The organism is Chryseobacterium sp. CH25 (assembly GCF_004119455.1).
Lineage (GTDB): Bacteria > Bacteroidota > Bacteroidia > Flavobacteriales > Weeksellaceae > Chryseobacterium.
This window is the reverse complement of sequence record NZ_NRQT01000002.1, coordinates 432298-458212: the sequence shown is the minus strand read 5'-3', so window position 1 is coordinate 458212 and position 25915 is coordinate 432298. Positions and strand designations below refer to the sequence as shown.

Here is a 25915-nt window from a genome sequence, read left to right as displayed (position 1 = left end):
AATAACCTAGTAAAAAATGAATTTTAAAATATTTGGTTTAATATCATCACTTCTTATTCTTTATAGCTGTGGTTTTGGAAAAACTGAATGGAGAATCGATCAATTATATACACAAAAGATTGAAGGTACTTCAAAAGTCATCTATTATTTTAGTGCATGGGGAGGTCTTGACTCAAACCCTCATGGTTTTATAATTTTGGATTCAACAAAACAATTTCAGGTTGAAGTAGAAAGCATTCTACCCATTTATCAATTATCACAAATTCCAAATAAAAGTAATATTGAAGGTATAACTCACGAATGTTATGGAACTTGCGGAGACCCTTATTACAATAGTATTCCAATTTTCAAACCAATGAAGGTGAATATTTCATCCGAAAATGAGATCAAATTAACAACCCGAACATATCAGTATAAAGGATATTCAGAACATGATAGAGCATTAGAAAGATATGTTTTTGAAAAATATAAAGAGACTAAAGATAGCTTATTCTTTTATAATTTAAACGATGTTGAAAGTATGAACGGAATACATCTCGATGAATTAAAAGTAAAAAAAGGAGAAACATACCTTTTGTTTAATAAACAAGATAATATTGAGAAGATAATTGTTGACGATGTAACCTTAAATCTTAAAACAAATTCTATCGAAAAAATAAGGCATATTGCTTTAACTCCAAAAAATAAAATTAGAAATAAAGAATTTTCCGAGAGAGGGATATTCAGAGAATTAAAAAATAAAAACCGTCAGAACTAAGTCCTGGCGGTTTCGTGTTATAAAGAAATAGAGTTTAGAAATCTAACGTGATGGAAGCTCTGGCAGCAGCACCCATAATAGGTCTTGCCATTCTGATACTAGAACCTGTTACAGTCTGAGATCTTGGATCACCTTCTGTAATTCCGATGGTATTAAATATATTGGTTCCGTCTACAGCAAAGCGGATTTTTCCTAACTGATAAGACATTCCTGCTCCAAATTCTGTGAAAGATGGTAGAATATTATCATCCGTATTTCCTTCATTCTGGAAACGCTTTCCGTAATAGTTCATACTTACATACGCTCTCCATTCTTTGGTGATATTCACTGCAGGAGAAATATTGAAATAAAATTTAGGAATTCTTCTTACCACATTTCCGCTATAATCGAAGGTGGTACCATCAGCATTTCTTCCGGTAAAATCTTTGTATTTTGGATTCTGAATGGTTCCGTTGAAAGTAACTTCAAAGATATTATTGAATAATCTGGCATATCCTTCAATCTCAAACCCAAAATTGGTGGTATTGGCAAATTTATTTTCTGAAGTTCCGTCAGAATATACATCCGTAAACGAAAGATTTTTAAGAGCAGAATAAAAAGGGATCACTGCAATATCGAAAGTACGGGAATAATATTTATACCCTACTTCCAATTGATTGGTGAGTACAGGTTTTACTGCATCCAGCTTTCCTATATTATTATAGTACGCTTCTTCATTCGGAGATCTGAAACCATGAGAAAAACGGGCATACACTGCATTTTCACGATTGATCTTATAGTTGGAAGCCAATGTATAAGAGACTTTATTAATATCATAGTACCAATATGTGAATTGATTTCCCAAAACATTCATATTCTCATCTGCAGTAGTGGTATCAAAACCATGGGTTCCATCAACTGTTAAACCTGAGTTATTAAGATTAGCTGTAGTAGTATTTACTTTATAGCCTCTGTAATAATCACGGCTGTAACGGATTCCTCCATTAAAGCTTAATGCGTCTGTTACATTATAATCAAGATTTAAATATAAATCATTCAGACTTCCCTGGATCTGTGAATCTCTAAGTAAGCTTGACATATTTAAAACTCCATTATAGGTTTTAGAATATCCTACACTGCTTGGACTAAGAGACGGATCTACCAGGTTTAGCAGCTCAGGTCTATCTGTTGCTGTTGCTAAAATATTACTCCAGTTCCAGTATTGATGGGATTTCCAGTTTGATTTATAAAATCCGGCCGTTACATTTCCTTTGTCAAATTTATAATTGAACTGCAAATCATTCACAAAATTATTCATTTGCTTATCAATAGCCCAGAAACCAAGCTTTTGAACAAACTGAGGAGCTACCACTGCTCCACTGCTTACCATGGAATACTGATAATTAGTCATTCCCATACTCTTTGCAGCAAAATCTGCTCCTGTCTGAGGTGCTCCTGCCGGGAAAATCCCCGTATAGTTCATATCTATATTGGTATATCTGGTTTTATTTAAAACGCTGAAATTTCCACCCAGATCATATTTAAATTCAGCTCCCAATACATCTACTTTCGGATGGATTCCATCTTCAAGATTTCTGCTGAAGAAACCACCACCAGCTTGTGGAATATTTAATTGACTGATTGCTCTGTAGCTGTATGTTCCGTAATTAGGATCAAAACCTGCAAATCCTTTTAACTTATCTCCATCCTGAGTTAAAGGAATTGGAAGGAAGAACGTATTTCTGTCATCCAGTTTTTTATAGTAAACTTTAACGTAACCTTTATCAAATACATATTTCAGATTCATTCTGATCTGTCCGCCGTTATTCGCCTTAAATCCTGTTTTTCTGATGCCGTCATCTGATCTGTAGAAGCCTCCAATATTGAAGAATAATTTATCTTTCACCAAAGCACCACCTACGTTAAGGTCAGTACGGATCAATCCATAAGTACTCGTTTCCAGTTTTGCACTTCCTTTAAAATCATTGGTTCCTTCTTTTGAAATAAAGTTGATTAATCCTCCGGGAGAATTATTGGCATAAATAGATCCGGAACCTCCTCTCAGAGCTTCCAAACGGCTTACCGTATTATCTACACGGAAAAAATTATCTGCATTCGCAAATTGGAGTGCTCCATCTTCAAAAACCGGAAGACCGTCTTCCTGAACCTGCACAAACTCATAAGCTCCTGCAGACGGAATTCCTCTTGCAAAAAGGTTATTTCCCACTTCCCCACCTGAAGTTTCTACTGCAAATCCAGGAACTCTCTGTAGCAATGCAGCAGCACTGATTGGGTTTTGTTTTTGAATTTCTTTAGCATTAAATGTTGAAATAGCCGTACTGGATTCTATTTTTTTCTTGGGATTGGAATTCCCTGTAATCACAACTTGATCGATAGAAGAAACTTTCACAGAATCCTGTGGAGTTTCCTGAGCATAAGCATTATTAAAATATAACGTAGCTGTTGCGGCGATTAAAAAGATTGATTTTTTTTTCATAGCCCTATTTTTTATTGTTAGTTTCAGTTTTGTTGTAGTTTTAAATACACACCATTCGTCCAACCGAATCCATCCTGATTGGGATATTCCCCGCCTCCTGCTATTGTTTCCGTATCTAATGCATTGTATTTTTCCATCAGTTTTCCAGTATTCCTGTAGACCCTTTCTACATTGAAACACCAGTTATATTTAATTTTTTCGGCTAATTCATTAAAGCCATAATTTTTCATTGCCTTAAAGCCTAACCATTGGTAAGGTGCCCAGGCATTGGGTAAATCCCATTGTTGTCCGGATTTTTTGGTAGTCGTAACCAATCCTCCCGGATATAAAAACTTTTCAGAAATGGTTTCAGCTACTGCCTGAGCCTGAGCCTGATCTGCAATTCCTAAGAATAAAGGGTAAAGAGCAGCAATATGTTCAGACGGTGTTTTTGTGTTTTTTTAATATGATAGTCTCTGTAAATCTTCGTCTTTTCATCCCAGAAGTATTTATGAATCATATGTCTTCGCTTTGCTGCTCTTTCACTAAAATAATTTTCTTTGTCTTTCAGATTCTGAAGTTCCGAAGATTTTGCCAATGTAATTTCCAAATGCCATAAAAGACAGTTTAAATCTACCTCAGCAAGGTTCAGGGTTTCAATCGTCTGAATATGTTCTCCGTCTGCAAACCATCTGCTGGAAAAATCCCAGCCGGATTCACAGGCGCTTCTTATATTTCTGTAAAACTCCTCTCCTGGAGCATTTTCTTTATCTTCGATATCAATAAGGTAGCTTTCAGGACGAGGTTCATTTTCTGCATCGTAATATCTGTTCAGGAGATCTCCATCCTGAGTTTTCACTACCCTTTTTAAACCTGAGCCGTTTTCTACTTCCTCATTACCATCCATCCAGAAATTATATTCTTTCTCTAGCGTATCATGATATTTTGAATAAATAGTTTCATCATTCGTTGTCTCCGCTAGAAGTTCCAGCATCAATGAAAAATACGGTGGCTGTGAGCGGCTTAAAAAATGAGTTCTGCTCGCATTCGGAACAAATCCAACATTCTGAATCAGATAAGCACAGTTTTCCACAATATTCTCCATCATTTCCACCCTACCGGAAACCTGTAGCCCAAGCATAATAAAATAACTATCCCAATAAAAAAATTCATTGAAGCGACCACCCGGAACAATATAAGGTTTTGGTAATTTTAAAAGTGTTCCTTTTTCTTCATGGGCAGTACGGGTCAATTCATCCCAAAGTTTTTCAATATGTTCCTCAATCGGAAGATGATCTTCTCTCTGAACAGAAACTTTAGCCCCTAAAAAATCAAAGTGAGCCATCACAAAACTTTTCAAATCGAAGCCTGTAGAATCTTTCTCCAACTCATATTTTGCATTGATCTCAGAAATCAGAAATAAAGGAACCGCATCGGTCATCATTTTCTGATCTTCAAAAATTTCTGATTTCTGTACTGCATCGAAAAGGACCTGAATTTCTTTGATATAAAGCTGATTACTCATGATTATTTTTTAGGGTTAATTTTTAATTTATTCATAAAAATGGCTGAAGTGATTAACAGCGAAAGCGGAATCAGCGACAGATAAAATGCCTGTTGCCCACTGAATTCCTGAAATACAAAACCTGTAATGATTGAGCCTATTGTTCCTCCAATTGCAGAAAAAACAACAATCAATCCAGACATTGCACTGTGTAAATATTTAGGAATAGAAGCCAGAATTACCGAGTTGATACTTGGATAAATCGGAGCTAACAACCCGCCCATTAATGGAAATAAATACACTACAAGTGGAGCATTCAGCCAGTTTGTACCGGTATCAATATGAATATTATGAGTTAATGGAAGTACCAGAAGTAAACTTACCGCAAAACCAATAACACAGAATGATACCACATAAATCCAGCTGATCTTTCTGGAAAAAAATCCAGATAGAAATCTTCCCAATGCAAAAGCTCCTGCCAAAACGGCTCCTGCCTGAATACTCATGGAAGTAGGAACTTTTAAAATTTCTTTATAAAATGTGGGAGTCCATGTCTGAAAACTCTGTTCCACCAATACAAAAAGGAATGCACATAATAAAAAGCACAATACTTTTTTATAACTGAATAAACTTGCACTGTTTTTAAGATCCCCAAGCCAATCGGTCTTCTCATTTTTTGCTTCTTTTTCATTTAATTTTGAAAAGAATAAGAACAGAAAAGACAATGAAGAAAGAGCTCCCAGAACCCAATATACATTCAGCCAATGGGTAGATTTCGGATTGTGATCGTCAATATATAAACTGAACAAAAGGTTTCCTGCCAATACACCGATCATAAAAAAACCTTCCAGAAATCCCATGAAGCTTGAATGTTCTTTATCCGTTTCCGTCACCAAACCAATGGAAGTGAAAACAGAAATTTTAATTAATGCAAAAGAAACTCCTACAATGGCAAATAATAATTTAAAGACCCAAAAATCATTGGTAAATGGCATTACGAAACACATTCCACTCACCAAAAACAACGCAGTCAGCATTGATTTTTTAATTCCGATCTTAGGAAGAAATGAAGCAAGAATGAATGAACAGATAGCAATCGGAAGATCTTTAAATCCTTCCAATACGCTGGCAGATGATTTCGAAATTCCAAAGTTCTGCTGTACCTGCAAAATAACAGTTCCCACAGAATTCAGAAGAATTGCGAAAACAAAATAGTTCAAAAACAGAACCGCCTTGATGTTGAAGTTTTTCATTCAGGTTATTTCTTTGCGGCTAAGATAGAAGCATTTCTGTTCACAATAATTTAACACAATAAATCAATATTTGAACAATATTAATATAATTAGTATTTTTAGTGATTAAATATGATTAATTAAATGAAAGTTACTTTTGAAAGAGTAATTCCCAACGAGAAAAGCTCATTTCGCATAATTCACAATAACTCCCCTATTTCAGAATTCAAATGGGAATATCATTATCATCCCGAAATTGAATTGGTATGTGTTATTTCCGGGAGCGGAACCCGGCACGTTGGTTATCATAAAAGTAATTATACTCATGGTGATCTGGTTTTAATAGGTTCCAATATTCCACATTCAGGATTTGGATTGAACTCTATTGATCCGCATGAAGAAATTGTCCTTCAGTTTAAGGAAGAAATTCTTCAGTTTCCACAACAGGAAGTGGAAGCCAGATCCATCAAAAACTTATTAGAACTTTCAAAATATGGGATTCATTTTCATCATAAAGTAAAAAAAGCCCTGCTTCCGAAATTAAGACTCATGCTGGAATCGGAAGGTTATAAAAGATATTTATTGCTGCTGGAAATTCTTTTTGAACTGTCAAAATGTAAAGACTATGACCTGTTGAACAAAGAAATCATGCCCTACACCATTATCTCAAAAAACAAAACCCGTCTTGAAAACATTTTCACGTATGTAGAACATCATTATGATAAAGAAATTAATATTGAAGATGTTGCAAAGCTGGCCAATCTCACCTTGCCTGCCTTTTGTAATTTCTTTAAAAAAGCAACGCAGATTACCTTTACAGAATTTGTGAACCGGTATCGGATCAACAAAGCTTGTTTACTGATGGCTCAGGATAAATCTATTTCAGAATGTAGTTATAGCTGCGGATTTAATAATGTGACTTATTTCAACAGGATGTTTAAGAAATATACAGGGAAAACACCTTCAGAATTTATTAAGGATTATGCGCATAATAAAGTGAGTGTTTAGAGATGCAGTGGATTAGTTCAGTGTAAAGATTTTGACAACTATTTTATATACTCTGTTTAGATTCCCACAGATTGCTCAGATGACACAGATGTTTGCGCTATAAATCATAATAGAATTATACAGCATCAAAAAATCTTTGTAATCTCCTAAGTTTGCAAAGGAATACCTAAAAATAATCTATGGAATCTGCGGGAAATAAAAAAGCTGTCCTAAAAAGAACAGCCATATATTATAATAAATAAGAACCGGTAACCGGAATCTTATTTCCATTTAATATTACATCCCATACTTGGTCTCTGAATTTCTTCCTGTGGTTCCCCAGCTAAAAGATTTTCAAAAGCAATAATTAAATCTTCTCCAGTAACATCTTTATTATTTCCTGGTCTTGAATCATCCATCTGACCTCTGTAAACAAGATCCAATTTGTCATCAAAGAAATAGAAATCAGGAGTACAAGCTGCATCATAAGCTTTTGCAATCGCTTGGCTCTCATCAAATAAATAAGGGAAATCAAATCTTCTTTCAATCTGGAATTCGATCATTTTTTCAGGAGAGTCATCCGGATATTTTTCAATATCATTAGCATTGATTGCGATGAATTCAATTCCTTTTTCATTATAGTCTTCATATAATTCATTGATCTTATCAATAACATGAAGAACAAACGGACAGTGGTTGCACATGAAGATTACCAGTGTTCCTTTTTCTCCTTTCAGCTCTTCTAAAGACTGAAGTTCATTCGTTTTTGACGGGTTTGGAAGCTCAAAAAACGGAGCTTTTGTACCTAATGCCAACATATTGGAGGGAGTATTCATATCCTTTTTCTTTAGTTTCACAAAGATAGAAATTTCTTTGGTTATATGGTAAGGAAGAGCGAAGCTGGAAAGAGGAAGTTATTCTTCCCAATATATTTATCGAGTAAGGCTATATACTTTATTCATTTTTACAATAATTTTTTAATTATATACTTCAGCCCTTTCCTACACTCATTTTTCCACCTTTCAGCCAACATCACTAAGCTTCTTTTTTCCATAAAAATTAAAATAACGTTTGGAAGATATCTTCAAAAGTTTGTAGTTTTGCTAACACTGTTAAGAAAAGAATATCATGGGCCTACATGAACGTCGTCAAAGAGAAAAAGAATCCATCCGTGCAAGTATTTTGCAGGCGGCATTCACTTTGGCTAAATCTGAAGGCTGGGCATCACTTTCCATGCGTAAAATAGCAGACGCTATTGAATACAGCGCACCGGTGGTGTATGATTATTTCGAAAATAAGGACGCTATTCTATTTGAAATTTCAATAGATGGTTTCCACAAACTACATATAGAATTATTAAAGGCACAACAACAGTTTGATACTCCTGAAGAGCAACTTGTTGCTGTTGTAGACGCTTATTGGAGCTTTGCTTTTAATAATAAGGAATATTACCAACTAATGTTTGGTCTGGGAATGCAATGTTGTGGAAAGGGGCAGATGAAAAAGGAGTTCTCCTCATTTCAGGAGCTGATTTACGAGTGTACTTACAACATTATTGAGAAAAACGGGTCTAATACAGACAATGCATGTCATATGTCTCATGCCTTATTTTCAGCAGTCCATGGAATGATTTCGATCATGATGATGCGTACAGGAGATATTCCGTCTACAATGAATAAATCGACTTTGGATGAAACCGTTTCATCTTTTATTAAGTCTTTATAATATATTTTTTTGAACTAAAATTAACACCGTTAGGAAATTTAACACTGAATTAATATCATTCAACTGTTGATTCCTGATTAAAAACAAAAACTATTTATGCAAAACTCTACTTCATTGATTGGTTAAAGGTACTTATTTTTTCTTTTAAAATTAACACCGTTAGCAAAATTAACATTATTTACACCTCACATCTTCATATACTTAACTACATTAAAAAAATTTCAATTATGGAAACAATCGATCTGATCGGACATTAAAAATTCTGTAATTTTTTTGAACTAACTATTAACACTGTTAGGAAAAAAAACAGCATTTATTAAAAAGAAACATTACTTCAATCTCACACTTCATTAAAAAATTAAATTAACAATGAACATACCTGGAAAAACAAGGTTTATTGTACTTATTTCAAGTATAATTCTTTTACAGAGCTGCACCAAGGCTGCAGAAGGATCTAATAATGCACCACCAGCTCCTGAACTTCCGGTTTATACCGTTATCACCTCTCCTGCTACCACATATCAGGAATTCCCAACTGCTTTGGAAGGGAAAAACAATGTGGAAATCAGATCTCAGGTTGATGGATATCTTGATAGAATTTATGTAGAGGAAGGCGCTTATGTAAGAGCCGGACAGCCTTTATTTAAAATAGACTCAAGAAGTTATGGCGAACAAATGAATATGGCTCAGGCCAATCTTCAGGCTGCCAATGCCAATATACAGAAAGCAAAAGTGGAAGTTGACAGACTTCAGCCTTTGGTAGCTGCAAAAGTAGTTTCTGATGTACAGCTTAAAACAGCAAAAGCCAACTATGAAGCAGCTGTTGCAGCCGCATCACAAGCCAGAGCATCTGTAGGAAGCGCCAGAATCAATGTAGGATTTACAACCATTACAGCACCGGTAAGCGGATATATAGGACGAATTCCATTTAAAAAAGGAAGTCTGATCTCAAGAACAGATCCTAATCCATTGACTTTATTATCAGACATCAGTGAAATTTATGCGTATTTCTCTTTAAGTGAACTTGATTTCATTGCTTTCCAAAATAAATATCCGGGAGCTACTTTAGAGGAAAAATTGAAAAATATGCCAATGGTAGACCTTATTATTGCTGACAACAGTACTTATCCTGAAAAAGGAAGACTAAGCATTGTAGATGGACAGTTTGATAAAACTACCGGAGCTATCAGTGTACGTGCCGTTTTCCCTAATGCCAGCGGATCTTTGAGAACCGGAAATACAGGAAGAGTACGTATGCCACAGCTGATATCCAATGCAGTGGTTATTCCACAGGAATCTACTTTCGAAATTCAGGATAAAACCTATGTCTATGTAATGGATAAGGATAAAAAGGTAACCGGAAAACCGATCAAAATTTCTGGAAAAACAGACAGCTATTACTTCATTTCTGAAGGACTTTCACCTGGTGAAAAAATTGTCTACACAGGAATTGGAAACTTAAAAGATGGAGCTTCTATCAGACCTAAAGCGATTTCCTCAGACAGTTTATTAAGAGCAAAACCTCTGTAAACCTCTGAAATGGAAGACTTAAAAAAATAAACTTCTTATGTTAAAACAATTTATAGAAAGACCGGTACTTTCAACGGTCATCTCCATAATACTCTTATTATTGGGAGCTCTGTCTCTCTTTAATTTGCCCATTGCCCTCTTTCCGGATATTGCTCCGCCAAGTGTTCAGGTAACGGCTTTCTATCCGGGAGCAAATGCTGAAGTTGTAGCACGTTCTGTGGCAACACCTATTGAGGAAGCAGTGAACGGAGTAGAAAACATGACTTACATGACATCCAACTCCAGTAATGACGGTACCATGACCCTAAGCGTTTTCTTCAAACAAGGGTCTGATCCGGATAATGCTGCCGTAAACGTACAAAACCGTGTATCAAAAGCAATGAGCCAACTTCCTCAGGAAGTAGTACAGGCAGGAATTTCTACACAAAAGGTACAGAACAGTATGATTATGTTCATGGGATTATCCAGTGATGATCCAAAGCAATATGATGAACTTTTCTTACAGAATTACCTTAAAATTAATGTAATTCCTCAAATCCAGCGTATTCCGGGAGTTGCTCAGGCTCAGGTTTTCGGAACTAGAGATTATTCTATGAGAATCTGGTTAAAACCGGATAGACTGGCTGCCAATAACCTTTCTCCACAGGAAGTTTTGAATGCCATTAAAGACCACAACCTTGAAGCTGCTCCGGGACGTCTTGGGCAAGGAAGTAAAGAAACTTACGAATATATCCTTAAATATAAAGGGAAACTGAACAAAGGGGAAGATTACGAAAGCATTGCCATCAAAGCAAATAGTGATGGTTCATTCCTAAGATTAAAAGATGTTGCAAGAGTAGAATTTGGGTCTTATACCTATACAGCAACAAACAGAGTAGACGGAAAACCGGTTGCCGGATTTGCCATTTTACAGACAGCTGGTTCTAATGCTAATGAGATCTTAACTGAGATTGAAAAACAGGTAGACCAGTTCAGTACTACCCTGCCTAAAGGAGTGAAGCCGATTATCATGTATAATTCTAAAGATTTCCTTGATGCTTCTATCCATCAGGTAGTGGAAACATTGGTGATTGCATTCATATTGGTATTTATTGTAGTATATATTTTCCTTCAGGATTTCAGATCTACTTTAATTCCGGCTATTGCAGTGCCTGTAGCAATTATTGGTACTTTCTTCTTCTTGCAGCTATTTGGATTCAGTATTAACATGCTTACTTTATTTGCATTGGTACTGGCCATTGGTATTGTAGTGGATGATGCCATTGTAGTAGTGGAAGCCGTCCATTCTAAAATGGAACAGACAGGAATGCCTGTAGAACACGCAACAATGAACTCTATGAGTGAGATCTCAGGAGCGATTATCTCCATTACCCTGGTGATGTGTGCGGTATTTATTCCGGTTGGATTTATGCAAGGGCCTGCGGGAGTTTTCTACAGACAGTTTGCATTTACACTAGCCATTGCGATTATGATTTCAGCAGTGAATGCATTAACATTAAGTCCTGCATTATGTGCCTTGTTCCTAAATGATCCTCAGGGAGAACACGGTGAACATGGTCACAAAAAAGGTTTTGGAGCTAGATTTTTCAATGCATTTAATGCAAGCTTCAATAACATGACCAAGAAATATATTTACAGCCTTAAGTTTTTAATCAAAAATAAATGGGTAGCCATCGGAGGTCTTGTTGTGATTACGGCAGCCAGTATTTTCATGATTAAAAAAGCACCATCCGGGTTTATTCCAACGGAAGACCAAGGATTCGTATTATATGCCGTGAATACCCCTCCTGGAAGTTCACTGGAAAGAACGCATAATGCTACGGCACAGATTGACAAAATCATCAACGGAGAAAAAGCAACCAATCACCTTTGGGTAGCTGATGGAATGAACTTTATCAGTAATGCTAATGCTTCTCCTTATTCTGCAGGTTTCATCAAGCTTAAAGATTATGATAAGCGTGGAGACATGAAAGATCCGGATCAGATTGCTGCTGCGTTAACAGGTAAAGTAAGCCAGGTAAAAGATGCCAATGCATTTTTCTTTAACTTCCCTACTATTCAGGGATTTGGTAACGTTTCCGGTTTTGAATTTATGCTTCAGGATAAAACCAACGGTTCTTTTGAACAATTGGGAACAACTACTCAGCAGTTTATTGGTGAACTGATGAAACGTCCGGAAATTGCTTTTGCATTTACAACCTATGCTGCAGGAAATCCACAATACACTATTAATGTGGATACAGATAAAGCCAATCAGCTGGGAGTTTCTGTAACGGAATTAATGCAGACGATGCAGATTTATTATGGAAGTAGCTTTGTTTCCGACTTCAACAGATTCGGAAAATACTACAGAGTAATGGCTCAGGCAGATGTTCCTTATCGTACGGATATTAATTCTTTAGAGGGAATTTATGTAAAAAACAAATCAGGAGAAATGGTTCCTGCGAAGACATTGGTAACTTTAAAAAGAACCTTCGGTCCGGAAACTGTAACAAGAAATAACCTATTCAACGCGGTAACCATTAATGGTACTCCAAAACCTGGATACAGTACCGGAGATGCCATCAAAGCTGTTGAAGAAGTTGCTAAACAATCACTTCCAAGAGGCTATGGTTATGAATGGACAGGAATTACTCGTGAGGAGATCAAAACAGGTGGACAAACCACTTTCATCTTCCTTTTAAGTATTCTATTCGTTTACTTCTTATTGTCAGCTCAGTATGAAAGTTATATTCTTCCATTTGCTATTATCTTAACCATTCCAACCGGAATATTCGGAGTATTTGCCTTCACCGGGCTAGCTGGAATTGATAACAACATTTATGTACAGGTTGGATTAATCATGCTGGTCGGATTATTAGCTAAGAATGCTATCCTGATCGTAGAATTTGCCGTACAGCGAAGAAAAGCAGGAAGATCATTAATTGAATCTGCTCTTCAGGCTTCAAGATTACGTTTAAGACCAATCCTGATGACCTCTTTTGCTTTTATTGTAGGGATGCTTCCATTAGTTTGGACACAGGGAGCTTCTGCAAAAGGAAATCACTCAATTGGTTATAGTACTGTGGGAGGAATGCTTACAGGAGTGGTATTTGGGATTTTCATTATTCCGGTAATGTATGTCGTTTTCCAGTATCTGCATGAAAAAATGCCAAGCAAAAAGAAGAAAAGACTTCTGAAAAAGAAAATGGAAGAAGAACTTTTAGCTTCAACGATTAATTAAATGATACAAAAGAGAGGTTTATACACCACAAAAGATTTTTAGAATAACACTTAAGTAATTTTAAAGTTAAAAGCATTCTGAATAAGAAGTACACATAAGTTTTTGAAAATCTCTGATTTTCCTATCCACAAACATCTGTGTAAATCTGCGTAATCTGTGGGAAATAATAAACATCAAAGTTGTACATCATCAAAGTCTATTAAACAAAAACTATGAAAAGACTAAAAAATATTATATTAACATTCGCCATAGCTTTAGGATCTGTTTCGTGTGTGTCAAAACTGGCATACACGGAGCCGGACCTTCCGCTTCCGGAAAAATTCCAGTACACCGCCACTGCTGATACAGCAAGCATTGCCAACCTGGAATGGAAACAGTTTTTCAGCGATCCTATTCTACAGGGATTGATTGAAAAAGGAATTAAAAATAATTATGACCTTCAGATTGCTTTAAAACAGGTTGCTTCTTCACAGGAGAAACTGAAACAGGCAAAATATATGCAATACCCGGATGTTGGATTTGGTGTATCTGCGCAAATTTCAAAACCATCTAAAAACAGCATGAATGGGCAGAGTCTAAATTTATTTTTAGGATCAAGTCATGTTGAAGATTATAATGCAGCTTTTAATTTATCATGGGAAGCTGATATCTGGGGGAAGATCAAAAACCAGCAGGAAGTTTCAAGAATGCAGTATCTGCAGACTTATGAAGGTTCTAAAGCCATTCAGACTCAGGTGGTAGCAGCTATTGCACAGGGATATTACAATCTTTTGATGCTTGACAAACAATTAGCTATTGCAAAATCTAATCTGGAATTGAGCAGCAACACCCTAATGATTACACAAAAAATGTGGGAAAGTGGAGACACAACTTCATTGGGTGTTCAGCAAGCTAATGCTCAGAAACAGGCTACTGAACTTTTGATCTCTCAATTAGAACAAAATATTGCCATTCAGGAAAATGCATTGAGTATTCTGGTTGGAGAAACGCCTAATAAAGTGAACAGAACGCTTGAAATGTCTGATACTTCTCTACCACAGAATATCATGGCAGGTCTTCCGGCAGCTATGGTAAGCCGCAGACCGGATGTACGTCAGCAGGAATTGGTTTTACTGGAATCCAATGCTATGGTAGGAATTGCCCAGGCCAATATGTATCCTGCATTAAAGATTACAGCCAATGGTGGAGTGAATTCATTCAAATTTGATAACTGGTTTCAAATTCCGGCATCTTTATTCGGATCTGTTTTAGGGGGAATTACTCAGCCTATTTTCCAGAAAAGACAATTGAAGACTGATTTTGAAGTGGCAAAAATTCAAAGAGAGAAAAATGTATTGGCATTCCGTCAATCTGTATTAAATGCTGTTGGTGAAGTTTCCGATGCGTTGGTTTCTAATGAGAATCTGAAAGTTCAGGAACAGAAAGCCACTGAGCAAACTACTACATTGAAGGATGGAATTAAAAGTGCACAACTTCTTTACAGAGGAGGTTCAGCCAATTATCTTGAAGTGATTACCGCACAGGGAAATTCGCTTCAGGCCGAGTTGAATCTTGCTTCCATTAAAAGACAGAGATTAAGCAGCATTGTAGATCTATACAGAGCGCTAGGCGGCGGTTGGAAGTAGTAAATTAAATTATATTGTTTGGGATGCGGTTCTTTATGAGCCGCATTTTTGTTTATATTACAGGCTATGGAAGTTAAAAATTTATAAAACAATACATGAGATTCTTCCTTCGTCAGAATGACAAAAAATACGCATAGCCTTTGTCATTCCGTAGGAATCTCAACTTATATTTTATTTTAATAACGGAAAAATTGATGCTAGGAGAATCCTATTCAAAAAATTATTTTTGGAACTGATCAGTAATCCAAAGAATCAAATCTTCATAATCCTGTTGAGAATATCCCAACTGTAAATAATGAATATCATCCGCCTTTCTATACCACGTCAGCTGGCGTTTTGCATATCTTCTACTGTTCTTTTTAATTTCAGACACAGCAAAATCCAAATCCCATTCTCCATCAAAATATTTGAATAATTCAGCATAACCAACCGTATTCAATGCAGTCAAACCTTTGAATTTCTCCAATCCTTTCACCTCATCCAAAAGTCCTTTCTCCATCATAATATCAACCCTGCGATTGATTCTGTCATATAACTCTTCTCTTGGAGCTTCAATTCCGATTCTGATCACATTAAAATCTCTGGAATCCTGGGAAACTGCAATCTGCTCAGAATATTTTTTATCCGTTTGCCAGATCACATCAATGGCACGCAACAGTCTTCTGTGATTGTGAATATCCACTACTTCAAAATATTCAGGATCTAATTCCTTTAAAATTTCCTGAAGTTTTTCTACTCCTTCCTCTTCCATTATTTTCTGAAGCTTTTCCTGATTTTCAGCATTAGCTTCAGGTAGATCATTCAATCCTTCAATCACTGCTTTTTCATACATCATACTTCCACCAACAAGAATGACAGTGTCATGATTTTGGAAAAGTTCATTGAGTTTTTTCAGAGCATCTTCTTCGTATTGCCCGATAGAATAATATTCTTCTACAGAAAGATTTCCGATAAAATGATGTGGTGCTTCAGCCAGCTCTTCTTCAGACGGTGCTGCTGTTCCGATTTTCATTTCTTTAAAAAACTGTCGGGAATCACAGGAAACAATTTCCGTATTGAAGTGTTTTGCCAGATCAATTGCCAGTTTTGTCTTCCCTATTCCGGTGGGTCCTACTACAGAAATCAGATTTTTCATCGGTGCACATTCATTATTTTATCCATAAAATAGAATCTTTTACAGATTTCACTGTGCTAATTTAAATGTTTATCTTTGTAGAACAATAAAAAACTATGATTTTATCAATGACTGGCTTCGGTAGAGCCGAAGATGTTTTTGAAGGAAAAAAAATAACAATAGATATTAAATCACTGAACAGCAAGAGCTTTGATTTAAATATCAAAATTCCTTTACGTTATAAAGAAAAAGAATTTGAGATCAGAAAAATTCTTAACGATAGAATTATCCGTGGAAAAGTTGACTGCTACGTCAATATTGAAAACCTTGAAGAATCTAATGATGTAAAAATCAATAAAGGTTTAATTGATTCCTATATCAAGGAACTTAAAAATATTGCATCAGACGGTCCTGATTTCGAATACCTGAAAATGGCCGTAAGACTTCCTGATGCCATCACTTCAAGACCTGATGAACTTACAGAAGGCGAATGGGAAGCATTAGCAAAAATTGTTAATGCGGCTGTAGATCGTTTTGAAGAGTTCAGAACCACTGAAGGCAGCAATTTACACGAAGAGCTTAACAGAAATATTCAAAATATTGATAAGTATCTGGGTGAAGTGATTCCTTTTGAAGAAGAAAGAATCGTGAGTGTAAAAGAACGTTACCAAAAGACTCTGAAAGAATTCGAAAATGTGGATGAAACCCGTTTCTATCAGGAAATGGCCTACTTCACAGAAAAACTGGATATTTCAGAAGAAAAGGTAAGACTTGCCCAACATTTGAAATATTACAAAGAAGTAATGGATAATGAGTCTTTCAATGGTAAAAAACTGGGCTTTATTTCTCAGGAAATCGGAAGAGAGATCAATACATTAGGTTCTAAAGCCAATCATGCCGAAATTCAGAAACTTGTAGTGAAGATGAAGGATGATCTGGAAAAAATTAAAGAGCAAACGTTAAACGTGTTGTAGTAACGAGGTACGAGATGCGTGGTTATAATTATCATGGATAAGGTAGTAACCCAAAACTCGGTACCCGGAACTCGAAACTCAAAAATATGGATAAAGTAATTATATTTTCAGCCCCATCTGGAAGCGGAAAAACTACATTGGTAAAGCATTCTTTAGAAACTTTCCCGGAACTGGAATTTTCAATCTCATGTACCACAAGACAGCCAAGAGGAAGCGAAGTACATGCTGTGGATTATCATTTTTTATCACCTGATGAATTCAGACAGAAAATTTCAGAAGATGCCTTTGTAGAATATGAAGAAGTATACACTGATAAATATTACGGAACTTTAAAATCTGAAGTTGAAAAGATCTGGAATCAGGGAAAAGTTGTTATTTTTGATGTAGATGTAAAAGGAGGAATTTCCCTGAAAAAATACTTCGGAGAAAAGGCTTTGTCTATTTTTATAGAACCGCCTTCCATTGAAGAATTGGAACGAAGATTGATTTCAAGAAATACGGATGATGCGGAAACCATCAAAACCCGTGTCGCAAAGGCAGAAGAAGAAATGTCTTATGCCAGCGAATTTGACAGGATCGTAATCAATTCCGATCTTGATGAAGCTAAAAAAGAAATAGAAAGTTTAATAAAAAGTTTTATCAATAATTAATGGCTGGAAGATGGAGGTCAGAAGATGGAAGTGATGTACTTTCATCACAATCTAACTTCTAATTTCTAACCTCTGGATTCTGATAATAAAAAAACATTAAGGTTGATATGAGTACCGAAACATTAGAAAAAGCAAAATCTGCGATTCCTGTAAAAGGATTCCTGGATATAAAAAATATAGCGATTCCTCAGGGAGAAGAGTTGGTAAAAGCCATTCTGAAACTTAAGGAAGAGAAAAATGCTGTAATCCTTGCCCATTATTACCAACCGGGAGAAATTCAGGATATCGCTGATTTCCTTGGAGATTCTTTACAATTGGCAAGACAGGCAAAGGATACCAATGCTGATATGATTGTATTCTGTGGAGTACATTTTATGGCTGAAGCAGCAAAAATTCTTAATCCAACTAAAAAAGTAGTTCTTCCTGATACCATGGCTGGGTGCTCTCTGGCAGATGGATGCTCAGGAGAAGGATTGAGAAAAATGCGTGAACAACATCCTGATGCTTTAATTGCAACGTACATCAATTGCAACGCAGAAACAAAAGCTGAAAGTGATATCATCGTAACAAGCTCAAATGCTGAAACAGTAATTGAAGCCCTTCCAAAAGACAGACCTATCATTTTTGCACCGGACAAAAACCTGGGAAGATACTTATCTAAAAAGACAGGTCGCGATATGATTCTTTGGGATGGAAGCTGTATTGTACACGAAGCATTTTCAATGGAAAGAATTGCAAAACAGCTTGCAGACAACCCGGATGCAAAAATGATTGCCCACCCTGAAAGTGAAGAAGCTGTTTTAAAGTTAGCCCACTTTATTGGTTCTACTTCTGCTCTATTGGATTATGTAGAAAAAGATGATTGCCAGAAGTTCATCATTGCCACAGAAGAAGGAATTCTTCACGAAATGAGAAAACGTGCACCTCACAAAGAATTAATTCCGGCATTGGTTTTTGATGAAAACTGTAACTGCTCAGAATGTTTCTACATGAAGCGTAACACAATGGAAAAACTGTATTTATGTATGAAATACGAACTTCCTGAGATTCTTATCGATGAAGAATTAAGATTAAAAGCACTGAAACCTATTGAGGCTATGCTTGATCTTTCTAAAAGTATAAAATAAGCAAAAAGCACTGTTTCTACAGTGCTTTTTTTAGTTCTATCAAAAAATAAAATGGTTTAATCTTTTTCTAAAAAGCATACTAAAAATTTCTTTCATTAGTGAATAATTAATTATATTTATATTCCAAACTAATAATAATTATTATGAAAAATTTAAAGAAATTAAACAGAGAAAATCTTAAAAAAGTAAATGGTGGATCAGATACATGCAGCTATTGCGGAATAAGTCAAATTTGTGCAACAGGGTGCTTTGGAGAACCTATTTGTCTTCCAAGAGGCCCCTATTTTCCTACTAACTGTTAAAAGATAAAGCACTGTAAAAATTACAGTGCTTTTTTATTTCTTGATTAGTCAGATATATTAAGATACTCCACCATCAACGCATTCCATACTTACAATCACACATGCTTTGCAGTATAAGGGAAGTGCCTGATAAGCGCTGCATGGAGCATCGTTTGGCCCAGTTCCATAAGTTGTATGTTGTGGGCACCTGCTACAGTTTGATCCTATTGCACCATTTACTCCTCCAAGTTCTCTTCTATTTAATTTCTTTAAATTTTTCATAGTTGTTTTAATTTTTTGATGTTATCCAGTAATATAGTTTTTAAAATTGCATTTAGTTACCAAAATAATCGGAATAATCCGGCCCATAGCAATCTGCACTTACATCTACACAGTTTCTGCAAGTAGGTGATAATCCCCAAAAAGCCATACAGCTGTTGGTATATTCTGGACCATCTCCATAATTACCACCTGTTGGACATCCTGCACAACCAGACATTCCTTTACCATTAATATCTTTCAGTTTTGTTCTTGATAGTTTTTTCATGTTTTAAATTTGTTATTAGTTGATCTTTATTTTTATTAAATCCTATAATTATTCATGTTAACAATCTCCAAAACAGGATCTGCTTACTCTAACACAGTGGTTATCCCTGCAGTAATCCGGTAATGCAAAATAATTTTCACATGTTCCAGTATATTCTATTCCCGGCCCATACTTAATATCAGTTGGGCATCCATCACAAATAGAAGAATTACCTCCGTTAATATCCCTAAGAATAAGTCTTGATAATTTTTTCATATTTTCAGGATTAAGTTAAATACAGAAATAAATAATAGATTAGAGCTTAGGAGTATAGCAGGTTCCTCCTGGTTTTAATGAACATCCCCAAGCTCCGGACCCTCCTTTCATGAAACACACAAGCTGCTCTCCTCCACAAGCTTCAATTTGCATCTGGGTAAAACCACCGTTGATACTTTTCTTTTGGTCTCTTGATAATTTTTTAAATTTTTTCATAGTATTTTAATTTTAAAGTAATAAACAAAAAGCACTGTTATACAACAATGCTCTTATATTATTAGAAGAAATTAATATGGTCCAAAACAATCCATACTTACCAATACTCTTTTTTTACAACATTCTGGTAGCCCGTGGAAATCTCCGCATGATTTTACTTCATTTGGTCCATAAGGTCCAACAGGACAGTTCTCATAACAGTTTCCTATTCCACCACCATTAATGGATTTTAAATTTTCTCTTTTAATTTTTTTTGAATTTTTCATTGGATTTTCATTATAGTTTATCCAATAAATGTAAGGTTTTTAATTAATTACACAAAATATTTCTCTAAAAAAGGACTTATTAATTTATTATGTTAAAAGTTTGCTATTCCAAAATAATTTGTACATTTGTTCCGTTACAATGAATTTTTTAAGAAACATATCTGATATTTCTATCCTGAAGTCACCTATTTCAGGAGTATCTTCTGTTTCTACATTCACAACTACAACATCTACCCCATAAAGGGGTAAATTTTCACATATTATTTCCGGTACCTTGTACTCTTTTTTTAAAGAGTAACCCACTCACTTTATCTAACCCCAAATAAATAATAGATGAAAATCTTAAAATTCGGCGGAACATCAGTCGCCAATTCTCAGAATATTCTGCTGGTAGAAAACATTATCAAAAAGGAATCTTCAAACGACAATGTTGTAGTCATTGTATCAGCACTTCACAGCGTAACAGACCTTCTTATTAACGCAGCAGCATATGCTTCTGTTAAAAATGAAGATTATCTGCAACTTCTTAAAAACGCAGAAGAAAAACACCTGAATCTTGTCAAAGAACTCATCCCCGTTTCAGAACAAAGTTCTTTACTAAGCTTTGTAAAAAAACATTTCAATGATATTGAAGACCTATGCAACGGAATTTTTGTTCTCGGTGAGCTTACTCCAAGAATCAAAGATAAAATAGCATCCTATGGTGAATTTTTGTCATCAAATATTATTGCAGCCAGACTTCAGCATCAGAAAATGGATTCTCTATGGATGAATACTGCTGAACTTATCAGAACTGACAGCAATTTCACTCATGCAAAAGTAAATTTCAATATCACTGAGGGTAACTTTAAAAATTACTTCAACAAACATCAGAATCGCATCTTCATAGGTCCGGGCTTTATAGCCAGTGACGAAAAAGGTCATACTACAACTTTAGGACGCGGTGGTTCAGATTACTCTGCAGCCATTATTGCAGCAGCCATTCATGCTGATGAACTTCAGATATGGACTGATGTAAGCGGAATGATGACTGCCGATCCGCGTCTGGCTTCCCATGCAAAACCTATTGCAGAAATTTCTTACCATGAGGCTATGGAGCTTTCCCATTTTGGAGCAAAAGTAATTTATCCACCATCCATTCAGCCGGTGATGGTAAAAAATATTAATCTTAAAATTAAAAATACTTTTGACCCTGAAGCTCAGGGAACATTGGTTTCTCACAATCTCAATATTTCAGAAAATGAAAAACAGCAGGTGGCAGTAGGAATTTCAAATATGGATAATATTGTCCTTCTTACTTTAGAGGGCAGCGGAATGGTAGGGATTCCCGGAATTTCTGCAAAACTGTTTCAATGTCTTAGCCAAGAAAAAATAAATGTTATTCTGATTACACAGGGTTCTTCGGAACACTCCATTACCATTGCCATTCATGAGAAAGATATGATTACTGCTGAAAATGCAATCAATACCTCTTTTGCAGATGATATCGACTTAAAAAGAGTAGCTCCTGTAAAAATTGAAACAGGTCTTTCTATTGTAGCGCTGGTAGGTGAAAATATGAAAAGCAGAAGCGGTGTAAGTGCCAAAATGTTTGGCTGTCTGGGGAATAATGGAATCAATATCAGAACCATTGCACAAGGTTCTTCTGAAAGAAATATCAGTGTGGTTATTGCTGAAAAAGATGCGAAAAAAGCAGTGAACGTTCTTCATGAAGAATTTTTTGAATCCGAAATAAAACAGATCCATCTTTATATCTGTGGAACAGGGAATGTGGGAAAAAATTGATTCAACAGATCTATGAACAGAATCAATATCTGAGAGAAAACCATTTCATCAATCTGAGAATTGCAGGCCTTTCCAACAGTCGGAAAATGTTTTTTGCTGATAAGGGAATTTCTGAAGAAGAGTACAAGAATTGGGATGAAACTGGTGTGGAAGCCTCTGCTCAAAAATTTGCGGAAGAAATTATAGCCCGTAATCTCAGAAACTCAGTTTTTGTGGATATCACAGCCAGCTCTGAGATTCCAGCAGTATATGAAAACCTTCTGAAAAGAAGTATCAATATTGTTGCCTGTAATAAAATTGCTGCATCGTCAGATTTTGAAAAATATACTTTATTAAAAAATACTGCCAGAAATCATAATTGCAGCTTTCACTTTGAAACAAACGTAGGAGCAGGGCTTCCTGTAATTGGAACCATTAATGACCTCATCAAAAGCGGTGATAAAATAACTTCTATTGAAGCTGTTCTGAGTGGAACATTAAATTTTGTATTCAACACTTATGATGGCAGCAGAACTTTTTCCGAAGTAGTAGCTCAGGCACAGAAAGAAGGCTATACAGAACCTGACCCAAGACTTGATCTTTCAGGAACTGACGTAGCAAGAAAAATATTAATCCTAGCCAGAGAAGCCGGATACCCACTTCAGTTTGAAGAGATTGAAAATATAGGATTCCTGCCTGAAGCCTGTATGGAAGGAAGTGTAGAACATTTCTATGAAAAACTTACAGAATATGAAAATCATTTTAAAGCTTTATTTGATAACGCTCAAAAAGAAGGAAAAATACTGAAATATACTGCAGAATTTAAAGATGGAAAAGCTAAGGTTGGTTTACAACATGTAGCTCCGGGAAGTGACCTGTTTCACCTTTATGGAAAAGATAATATTGTCATTTTTAAAACCCTTAGATATTCTGAGCAACCATTAGTAATAAAAGGTGCCGGTGCAGGAGCTGAAGTAACAGCCAGTGGGATTTTCGCAGATATCATCCGTTCAGTTTAAAAACAAAAAAATATGAAAAAAGTAAAATTAAGAATTCCGGCTACTGTTGCCAACCTGGTATGTGGATTTGATATTCTGGGTATGGCCGTTAATGAACCTTATGATGAGATGGAAATCCGTTTATTGGAAACTCCTGAAATCATCATTAAACATACAGACTCTTTTGGCCTTCCTGAAGAACCTGCTAAAAATGTTGCAGGAGTAGTGCTTTTAAAAATTCAGGAACATTTTGATCTAAAAAATGGTTTTGAAGTTATTATTCATAAACATATAAAACCGGGAAGCGGGTTAGGCTCCAGCGCGGCTAGCGCCGCTGGAGCCGCCATGGGAGCCAATATTGTATTGGGAAACATCATGTCGAAAGATGAAATGATCCATTTTGCAATGTTTGGGGAAGAACTAGCTTCCGGAGTTCGCCATGCAGACAATATTGCCCCTTGTATTTATGGCGGAATCACGTTGGTAAAATCAACAAATCCCATTGATATCATCCCATTGAATGCACCTGATTTATTTGTGGCCGCCGTACATCCTCAGGTTGAAGTAAAAACTTCAGATTCAAGGCAGATTTTAAAGAAAAACATTACGTTAAAAAGTGCTGTGGAACAATGGGGAAATATTGCAGGGCTGGTAGCCGGTATTCAGAAAAATGACTTTGCATTGATTGGCAGAAGCCTCAATGATGTTATTATAGAACCTGTACGAAGCATCTTAATTCCGAGGTTTGATGAAATTAAATCCAAAAGCCTTCATATTGGAGCATTAGGAGGTGGAATTTCAGGATCAGGACCATCTATTTTTATGTTGGCAGAAGAAAAAGAAACCGCAGAGAAAATTGCTGACTTAATGAAAGCAATGTATGACGAAATCAATATCGAAAACTTCGTCTATGTTTCAAAAATAAACCCGGTAGGAATTGAAATCATTGAAGAACACAAACTAGATTAAAACAGATGAAATATTATAATTTAAAAGACAGAGAAGAAAAAATAGATTTCAGAACTGCAACCATAAAAGGACAGGGAAAAAACAAAGGATTATTCTTCCCTGAAAGTATTCCGCCGTTCAAAGAGGATTTTATTCAAAATCTTAATCAATATTCTGATGAAGAGATTGCTTATCAGTGTATGAAAGACTTTATCGGGAATGAAATTCCTTCTGAAATACTCAGAAAGATTGTTTCTGAAACCATCAGCTTTGATATCCCTTTGAAAAAAATTAATGATGACATCTCAGTTCTTGAACTTTTTCATGGCCCTACCCTCGCCTTCAAAGATATTGGCGCAGGGTTTATGAGCAGATGTCTGTCTTATTTTTTAGAAAATCAACAGAAAAAAGTAACCGTTTTAGTTGCAACTTCCGGAGATACCGGTGGAGCTGTTGCTCATGGGTTCTATGATCTTCCGGGTATTGATGTTGTGATTCTTTATCCTAAAAACAGGGTAAGCCCCGTTCAGGAAAAACAACTTACCGCATTGGGCAAAAATATTTACGCCCTGGAAGTGAATGGAAGTTTTGATGATTGTCAAAACCTGGTAAAACAAGCTTTCTCCAATGAAGAAATCAACAATCAATTATTTTTAACATCTGCTAATTCTATCAATATTGCAAGGTGGCTTCCACAGCAGATTTATTATTTATTAGCATTAAAACAATGGCAGCAAACAGAAAATAAAGCACCCGTTATCTGTGTTCCAAGTGGAAATTTCGGGAATATCTGCGCCGGAGTTTTAGCCCATATCCGAGGCCTTCCAACAGAACACTTCATTGCAGCTTGCAATGCCAATGATGTAATTCCTACCTATTTGGAAACTCAGGATTTCAACCCTAAAAAAGCTGTAGCTACCTTGTCCAATGCTATGGATGTGGGAGATCCGAGTAATTTTGTCAGGATCCTTGAGCTTTTTAATAATGAATTTAATCCTTTAAAACATAAGATATCCGGTTATTCTATTGATGATTCAAAAACCATACAGACAATTTCAGAAGTGTATAAAAAAGAGCATTATATTCTGGAGCCACACAGTGCTGTAGCCTTTTCCGCTCTTGAGCAATACCTTAAAGAAAATCCAGGTAAAAAAGGATTTATTCTGGGAACAGCACATCCTGTGAAATTTCCTGAAGCTGTAGAAAATGCCATCAATACCAAAATTGAAATTCCTTTATCTCTGGATACTTTGATGAAAAAAGAGAAAAAAACTGTAGAAATAAATCCAGATTTTGAAGAATTAAAACGATTTTTGCTTGATAAAAATTAAGCAATGAGTAAGATATATCTTGAAGATGTAAAAATATATGCCTACCACGGGGTTTTACCTGAGGAAAATATTATTGGCACCTATTATATTTTAAATGCAGAACTTCATACCGATTTGTGGAAAGCGGCAGAATCCGATGACCTGAATGATACCATAAGTTATGCTGATATTAATGAGATCATCCATCAGGAGATGAAGATCAAATCCCAACTTCTGGAGCATGTTGCAGGAAGAATTATTTCAAAAATACATGACCGTTTTCCGCAAATCGACTATATCAAGCTTAAACTTACCAAGACTGCACCGCCTATGCAAGGCGAAATGAAAGGAGCAAGCATTGAACTGAAAAAAAGCTTTAAACCGGAAAATTAAAATCCTTATTTTTATTTCATAAAAAAATACAAAA

Annotated in this window: 22 protein-coding genes and 2 pseudogenes; 14 read left to right on the top strand and 10 right to left on the bottom strand. The window is 35.7% G+C overall.

Annotation, left to right across the window (positions count from 1 at the left end; genetic code table 11):
* Nucleotides 1-16 precede the first annotated feature (16 nt).
* Nucleotides 17-757, top strand: coding sequence for a hypothetical protein (locus tag BOQ64_RS07450; RefSeq protein ID WP_129054642.1), 741 nt, complete (start codon nt 17-19; stop codon nt 755-757).
* A gap of 34 nt (nt 758-791) precedes the next feature.
* On the opposite strand, the gene BOQ64_RS07445 is transcribed toward BOQ64_RS07450, so the two are convergent.
* The 3 genes and pseudogenes from BOQ64_RS07445 to BOQ64_RS07435 all read right to left on the bottom strand — a co-directional run bounded on the left by BOQ64_RS07445 (nt 792) and on the right by BOQ64_RS07435 (nt 5969).
* Nucleotides 792-3233: a TonB-dependent receptor gene (locus BOQ64_RS07445; protein WP_129059672.1), complete on the bottom strand. Its 2442-nt coding sequence runs from the start codon at nt 3231-3233 to the stop codon at nt 792-794.
* Nucleotides 3234-3256: 23 nt separating this feature from the next.
* Nucleotides 3257-4653, bottom strand: a pseudogene (locus BOQ64_RS07440) (trehalase family glycosidase).
* Nucleotides 4654-4739: 86 nt separating this feature from the next.
* Nucleotides 4740-5969 (bottom strand): MFS transporter, encoded by a 1230-nt coding sequence (locus tag BOQ64_RS07435; RefSeq protein ID WP_129054640.1) that lies wholly within the window; start codon nt 5967-5969, stop codon nt 4740-4742.
* 123 nt (nt 5970-6092) lie between these two features.
* Here BOQ64_RS07435 and BOQ64_RS07430 point away from each other — a divergent pair, with 123 nt between their 5' ends.
* Nucleotides 6093-6956, top strand: a complete 864-nt coding sequence (locus BOQ64_RS07430) for an AraC family transcriptional regulator (RefSeq protein ID WP_129054638.1) — start codon at nt 6093-6095, stop codon at nt 6954-6956.
* Nucleotides 6957-7216: 260 nt separating this feature from the next.
* On the opposite strand, the gene BOQ64_RS07425 is transcribed toward BOQ64_RS07430, so the two are convergent.
* Nucleotides 7217-7771 carry a thioredoxin family protein gene (locus BOQ64_RS07425; protein WP_129055869.1) on the bottom strand — a complete coding sequence of 185 codons (555 nt, stop codon included), beginning with the start codon at nt 7769-7771 and terminating at the stop codon, nt 7217-7219.
* Nucleotides 7772-8063: 292 nt separating this feature from the next.
* Between BOQ64_RS07425 and BOQ64_RS07420 the strand changes: the two genes are divergently transcribed.
* The 4 genes from BOQ64_RS07420 to BOQ64_RS07405 all read left to right on the top strand — a co-directional run bounded on the left by BOQ64_RS07420 (nt 8064) and on the right by BOQ64_RS07405 (nt 15038).
* Nucleotides 8064-8660, top strand: coding sequence for a TetR/AcrR family transcriptional regulator (locus BOQ64_RS07420; RefSeq protein ID WP_129054636.1), 597 nt, complete (start codon nt 8064-8066; stop codon nt 8658-8660).
* A 369-nt stretch (nt 8661-9029) separates the two neighbouring features.
* Complete coding sequence (locus BOQ64_RS07415; protein ID WP_129054634.1) at nt 9030-10190, top strand: efflux RND transporter periplasmic adaptor subunit; 1161 nt, start codon at nt 9030-9032, stop codon at nt 10188-10190.
* A 37-nt stretch (nt 10191-10227) separates the two neighbouring features.
* Nucleotides 10228-13413: an efflux RND transporter permease subunit gene (locus tag BOQ64_RS07410; RefSeq protein WP_129054632.1), complete on the top strand. Its 3186-nt coding sequence runs from the start codon at nt 10228-10230 to the stop codon at nt 13411-13413.
* A gap of 212 nt (nt 13414-13625) precedes the next feature.
* Nucleotides 13626-15038, top strand: coding sequence for an efflux transporter outer membrane subunit (locus tag BOQ64_RS07405; RefSeq protein WP_129054630.1), 1413 nt, complete (start codon nt 13626-13628; stop codon nt 15036-15038).
* A 220-nt stretch (nt 15039-15258) separates the two neighbouring features.
* Here BOQ64_RS07405 and miaA read toward each other — a convergent pair whose 3' ends face one another.
* Nucleotides 15259-16173, bottom strand: a complete 915-nt coding sequence (gene miaA, locus BOQ64_RS07400; protein ID WP_129054628.1) for a tRNA (adenosine(37)-N6)-dimethylallyltransferase MiaA — start codon at nt 16171-16173, stop codon at nt 15259-15261.
* Nucleotides 16174-16280: 107 nt separating this feature from the next.
* Between miaA and BOQ64_RS07395 the strand changes: the two genes are divergently transcribed.
* The 4 genes from BOQ64_RS07395 (at nt 16281) to BOQ64_RS24815 (ending at nt 19205) form a co-directional block, all read left to right on the top strand.
* Entirely contained in the window at nt 16281-17126 is an 846-nt protein-coding gene (locus BOQ64_RS07395; RefSeq protein ID WP_262708740.1) for a YicC family protein, read from the top strand.
* An 86-nt stretch (nt 17127-17212) separates the two neighbouring features.
* Nucleotides 17213-17776 (top strand): guanylate kinase, encoded by a 564-nt coding sequence (gmk, locus tag BOQ64_RS07390; RefSeq protein WP_129059671.1) that lies wholly within the window; start codon nt 17213-17215, stop codon nt 17774-17776.
* Between the two features lie 107 nt (nt 17777-17883).
* The gene (gene nadA / locus BOQ64_RS07385; protein WP_129054624.1) at nt 17884-18903 is read left to right on the top strand and encodes a quinolinate synthase NadA; all 1020 of its coding nucleotides are present in this window, start codon (nt 17884-17886) and stop codon (nt 18901-18903) included.
* Nucleotides 18904-19046: 143 nt separating this feature from the next.
* On the top strand, nt 19047-19205 hold the full coding sequence (locus BOQ64_RS24815) for a bacteriocin-like protein (protein WP_410494432.1): 159 nt from the start codon (nt 19047-19049) through the stop codon (nt 19203-19205).
* Between the two features lie 57 nt (nt 19206-19262).
* Here the strand turns inward: BOQ64_RS24815 and BOQ64_RS07380 are convergent, their stop codons facing one another.
* The 5 genes from BOQ64_RS07380 to BOQ64_RS07365 form a co-directional block, all read right to left on the bottom strand.
* On the bottom strand, nt 19263-19466 hold the full coding sequence (locus tag BOQ64_RS07380; RefSeq protein ID WP_129054622.1) for a bacteriocin-like protein: 204 nt from the start codon (nt 19464-19466) through the stop codon (nt 19263-19265).
* Between the two features lie 52 nt (nt 19467-19518).
* A complete protein-coding gene (locus BOQ64_RS07375) occupies nt 19519-19731 on the bottom strand; it encodes a hypothetical protein (protein ID WP_129054620.1) in 213 nt (70 codons plus the stop codon).
* A 57-nt stretch (nt 19732-19788) separates the two neighbouring features.
* Nucleotides 19789-19986: a hypothetical protein gene (locus BOQ64_RS07370; RefSeq protein ID WP_129054618.1), complete on the bottom strand. Its 198-nt coding sequence runs from the start codon at nt 19984-19986 to the stop codon at nt 19789-19791.
* A gap of 39 nt (nt 19987-20025) precedes the next feature.
* On the bottom strand, nt 20026-20202 hold the full coding sequence (locus tag BOQ64_RS23055) for a bacteriocin-like protein (RefSeq protein ID WP_164975774.1): 177 nt from the start codon (nt 20200-20202) through the stop codon (nt 20026-20028).
* Between the two features lie 71 nt (nt 20203-20273).
* Entirely contained in the window at nt 20274-20468 is a 195-nt protein-coding gene (locus tag BOQ64_RS07365; protein WP_129054616.1) for a bacteriocin-like protein, read from the bottom strand.
* A gap of 333 nt (nt 20469-20801) precedes the next feature.
* On the opposite strand from BOQ64_RS07365, the pseudogene thrA reads away from it, so the two are divergent.
* The 4 genes and pseudogenes from thrA to folB all read left to right on the top strand — a co-directional run bounded on the left by thrA (nt 20802) and on the right by folB (nt 25881).
* Nucleotides 20802-23251 (top strand): annotated as a pseudogene (gene thrA, locus BOQ64_RS07360) (bifunctional aspartate kinase/homoserine dehydrogenase I).
* 12 nt (nt 23252-23263) lie between these two features.
* Nucleotides 23264-24199 (top strand): homoserine kinase, encoded by a 936-nt coding sequence (locus tag BOQ64_RS07355; protein ID WP_129054614.1) that lies wholly within the window; start codon nt 23264-23266, stop codon nt 24197-24199.
* A gap of 5 nt (nt 24200-24204) precedes the next feature.
* Entirely contained in the window at nt 24205-25509 is a 1305-nt protein-coding gene (gene thrC / locus BOQ64_RS07350; RefSeq protein ID WP_129054612.1) for a threonine synthase, read from the top strand.
* A gap of 3 nt (nt 25510-25512) precedes the next feature.
* Nucleotides 25513-25881, top strand: a complete 369-nt coding sequence (gene folB / locus BOQ64_RS07345; protein ID WP_129054610.1) for a dihydroneopterin aldolase — start codon at nt 25513-25515, stop codon at nt 25879-25881.
* Nucleotides 25882-25915 lie beyond the last annotated feature (34 nt).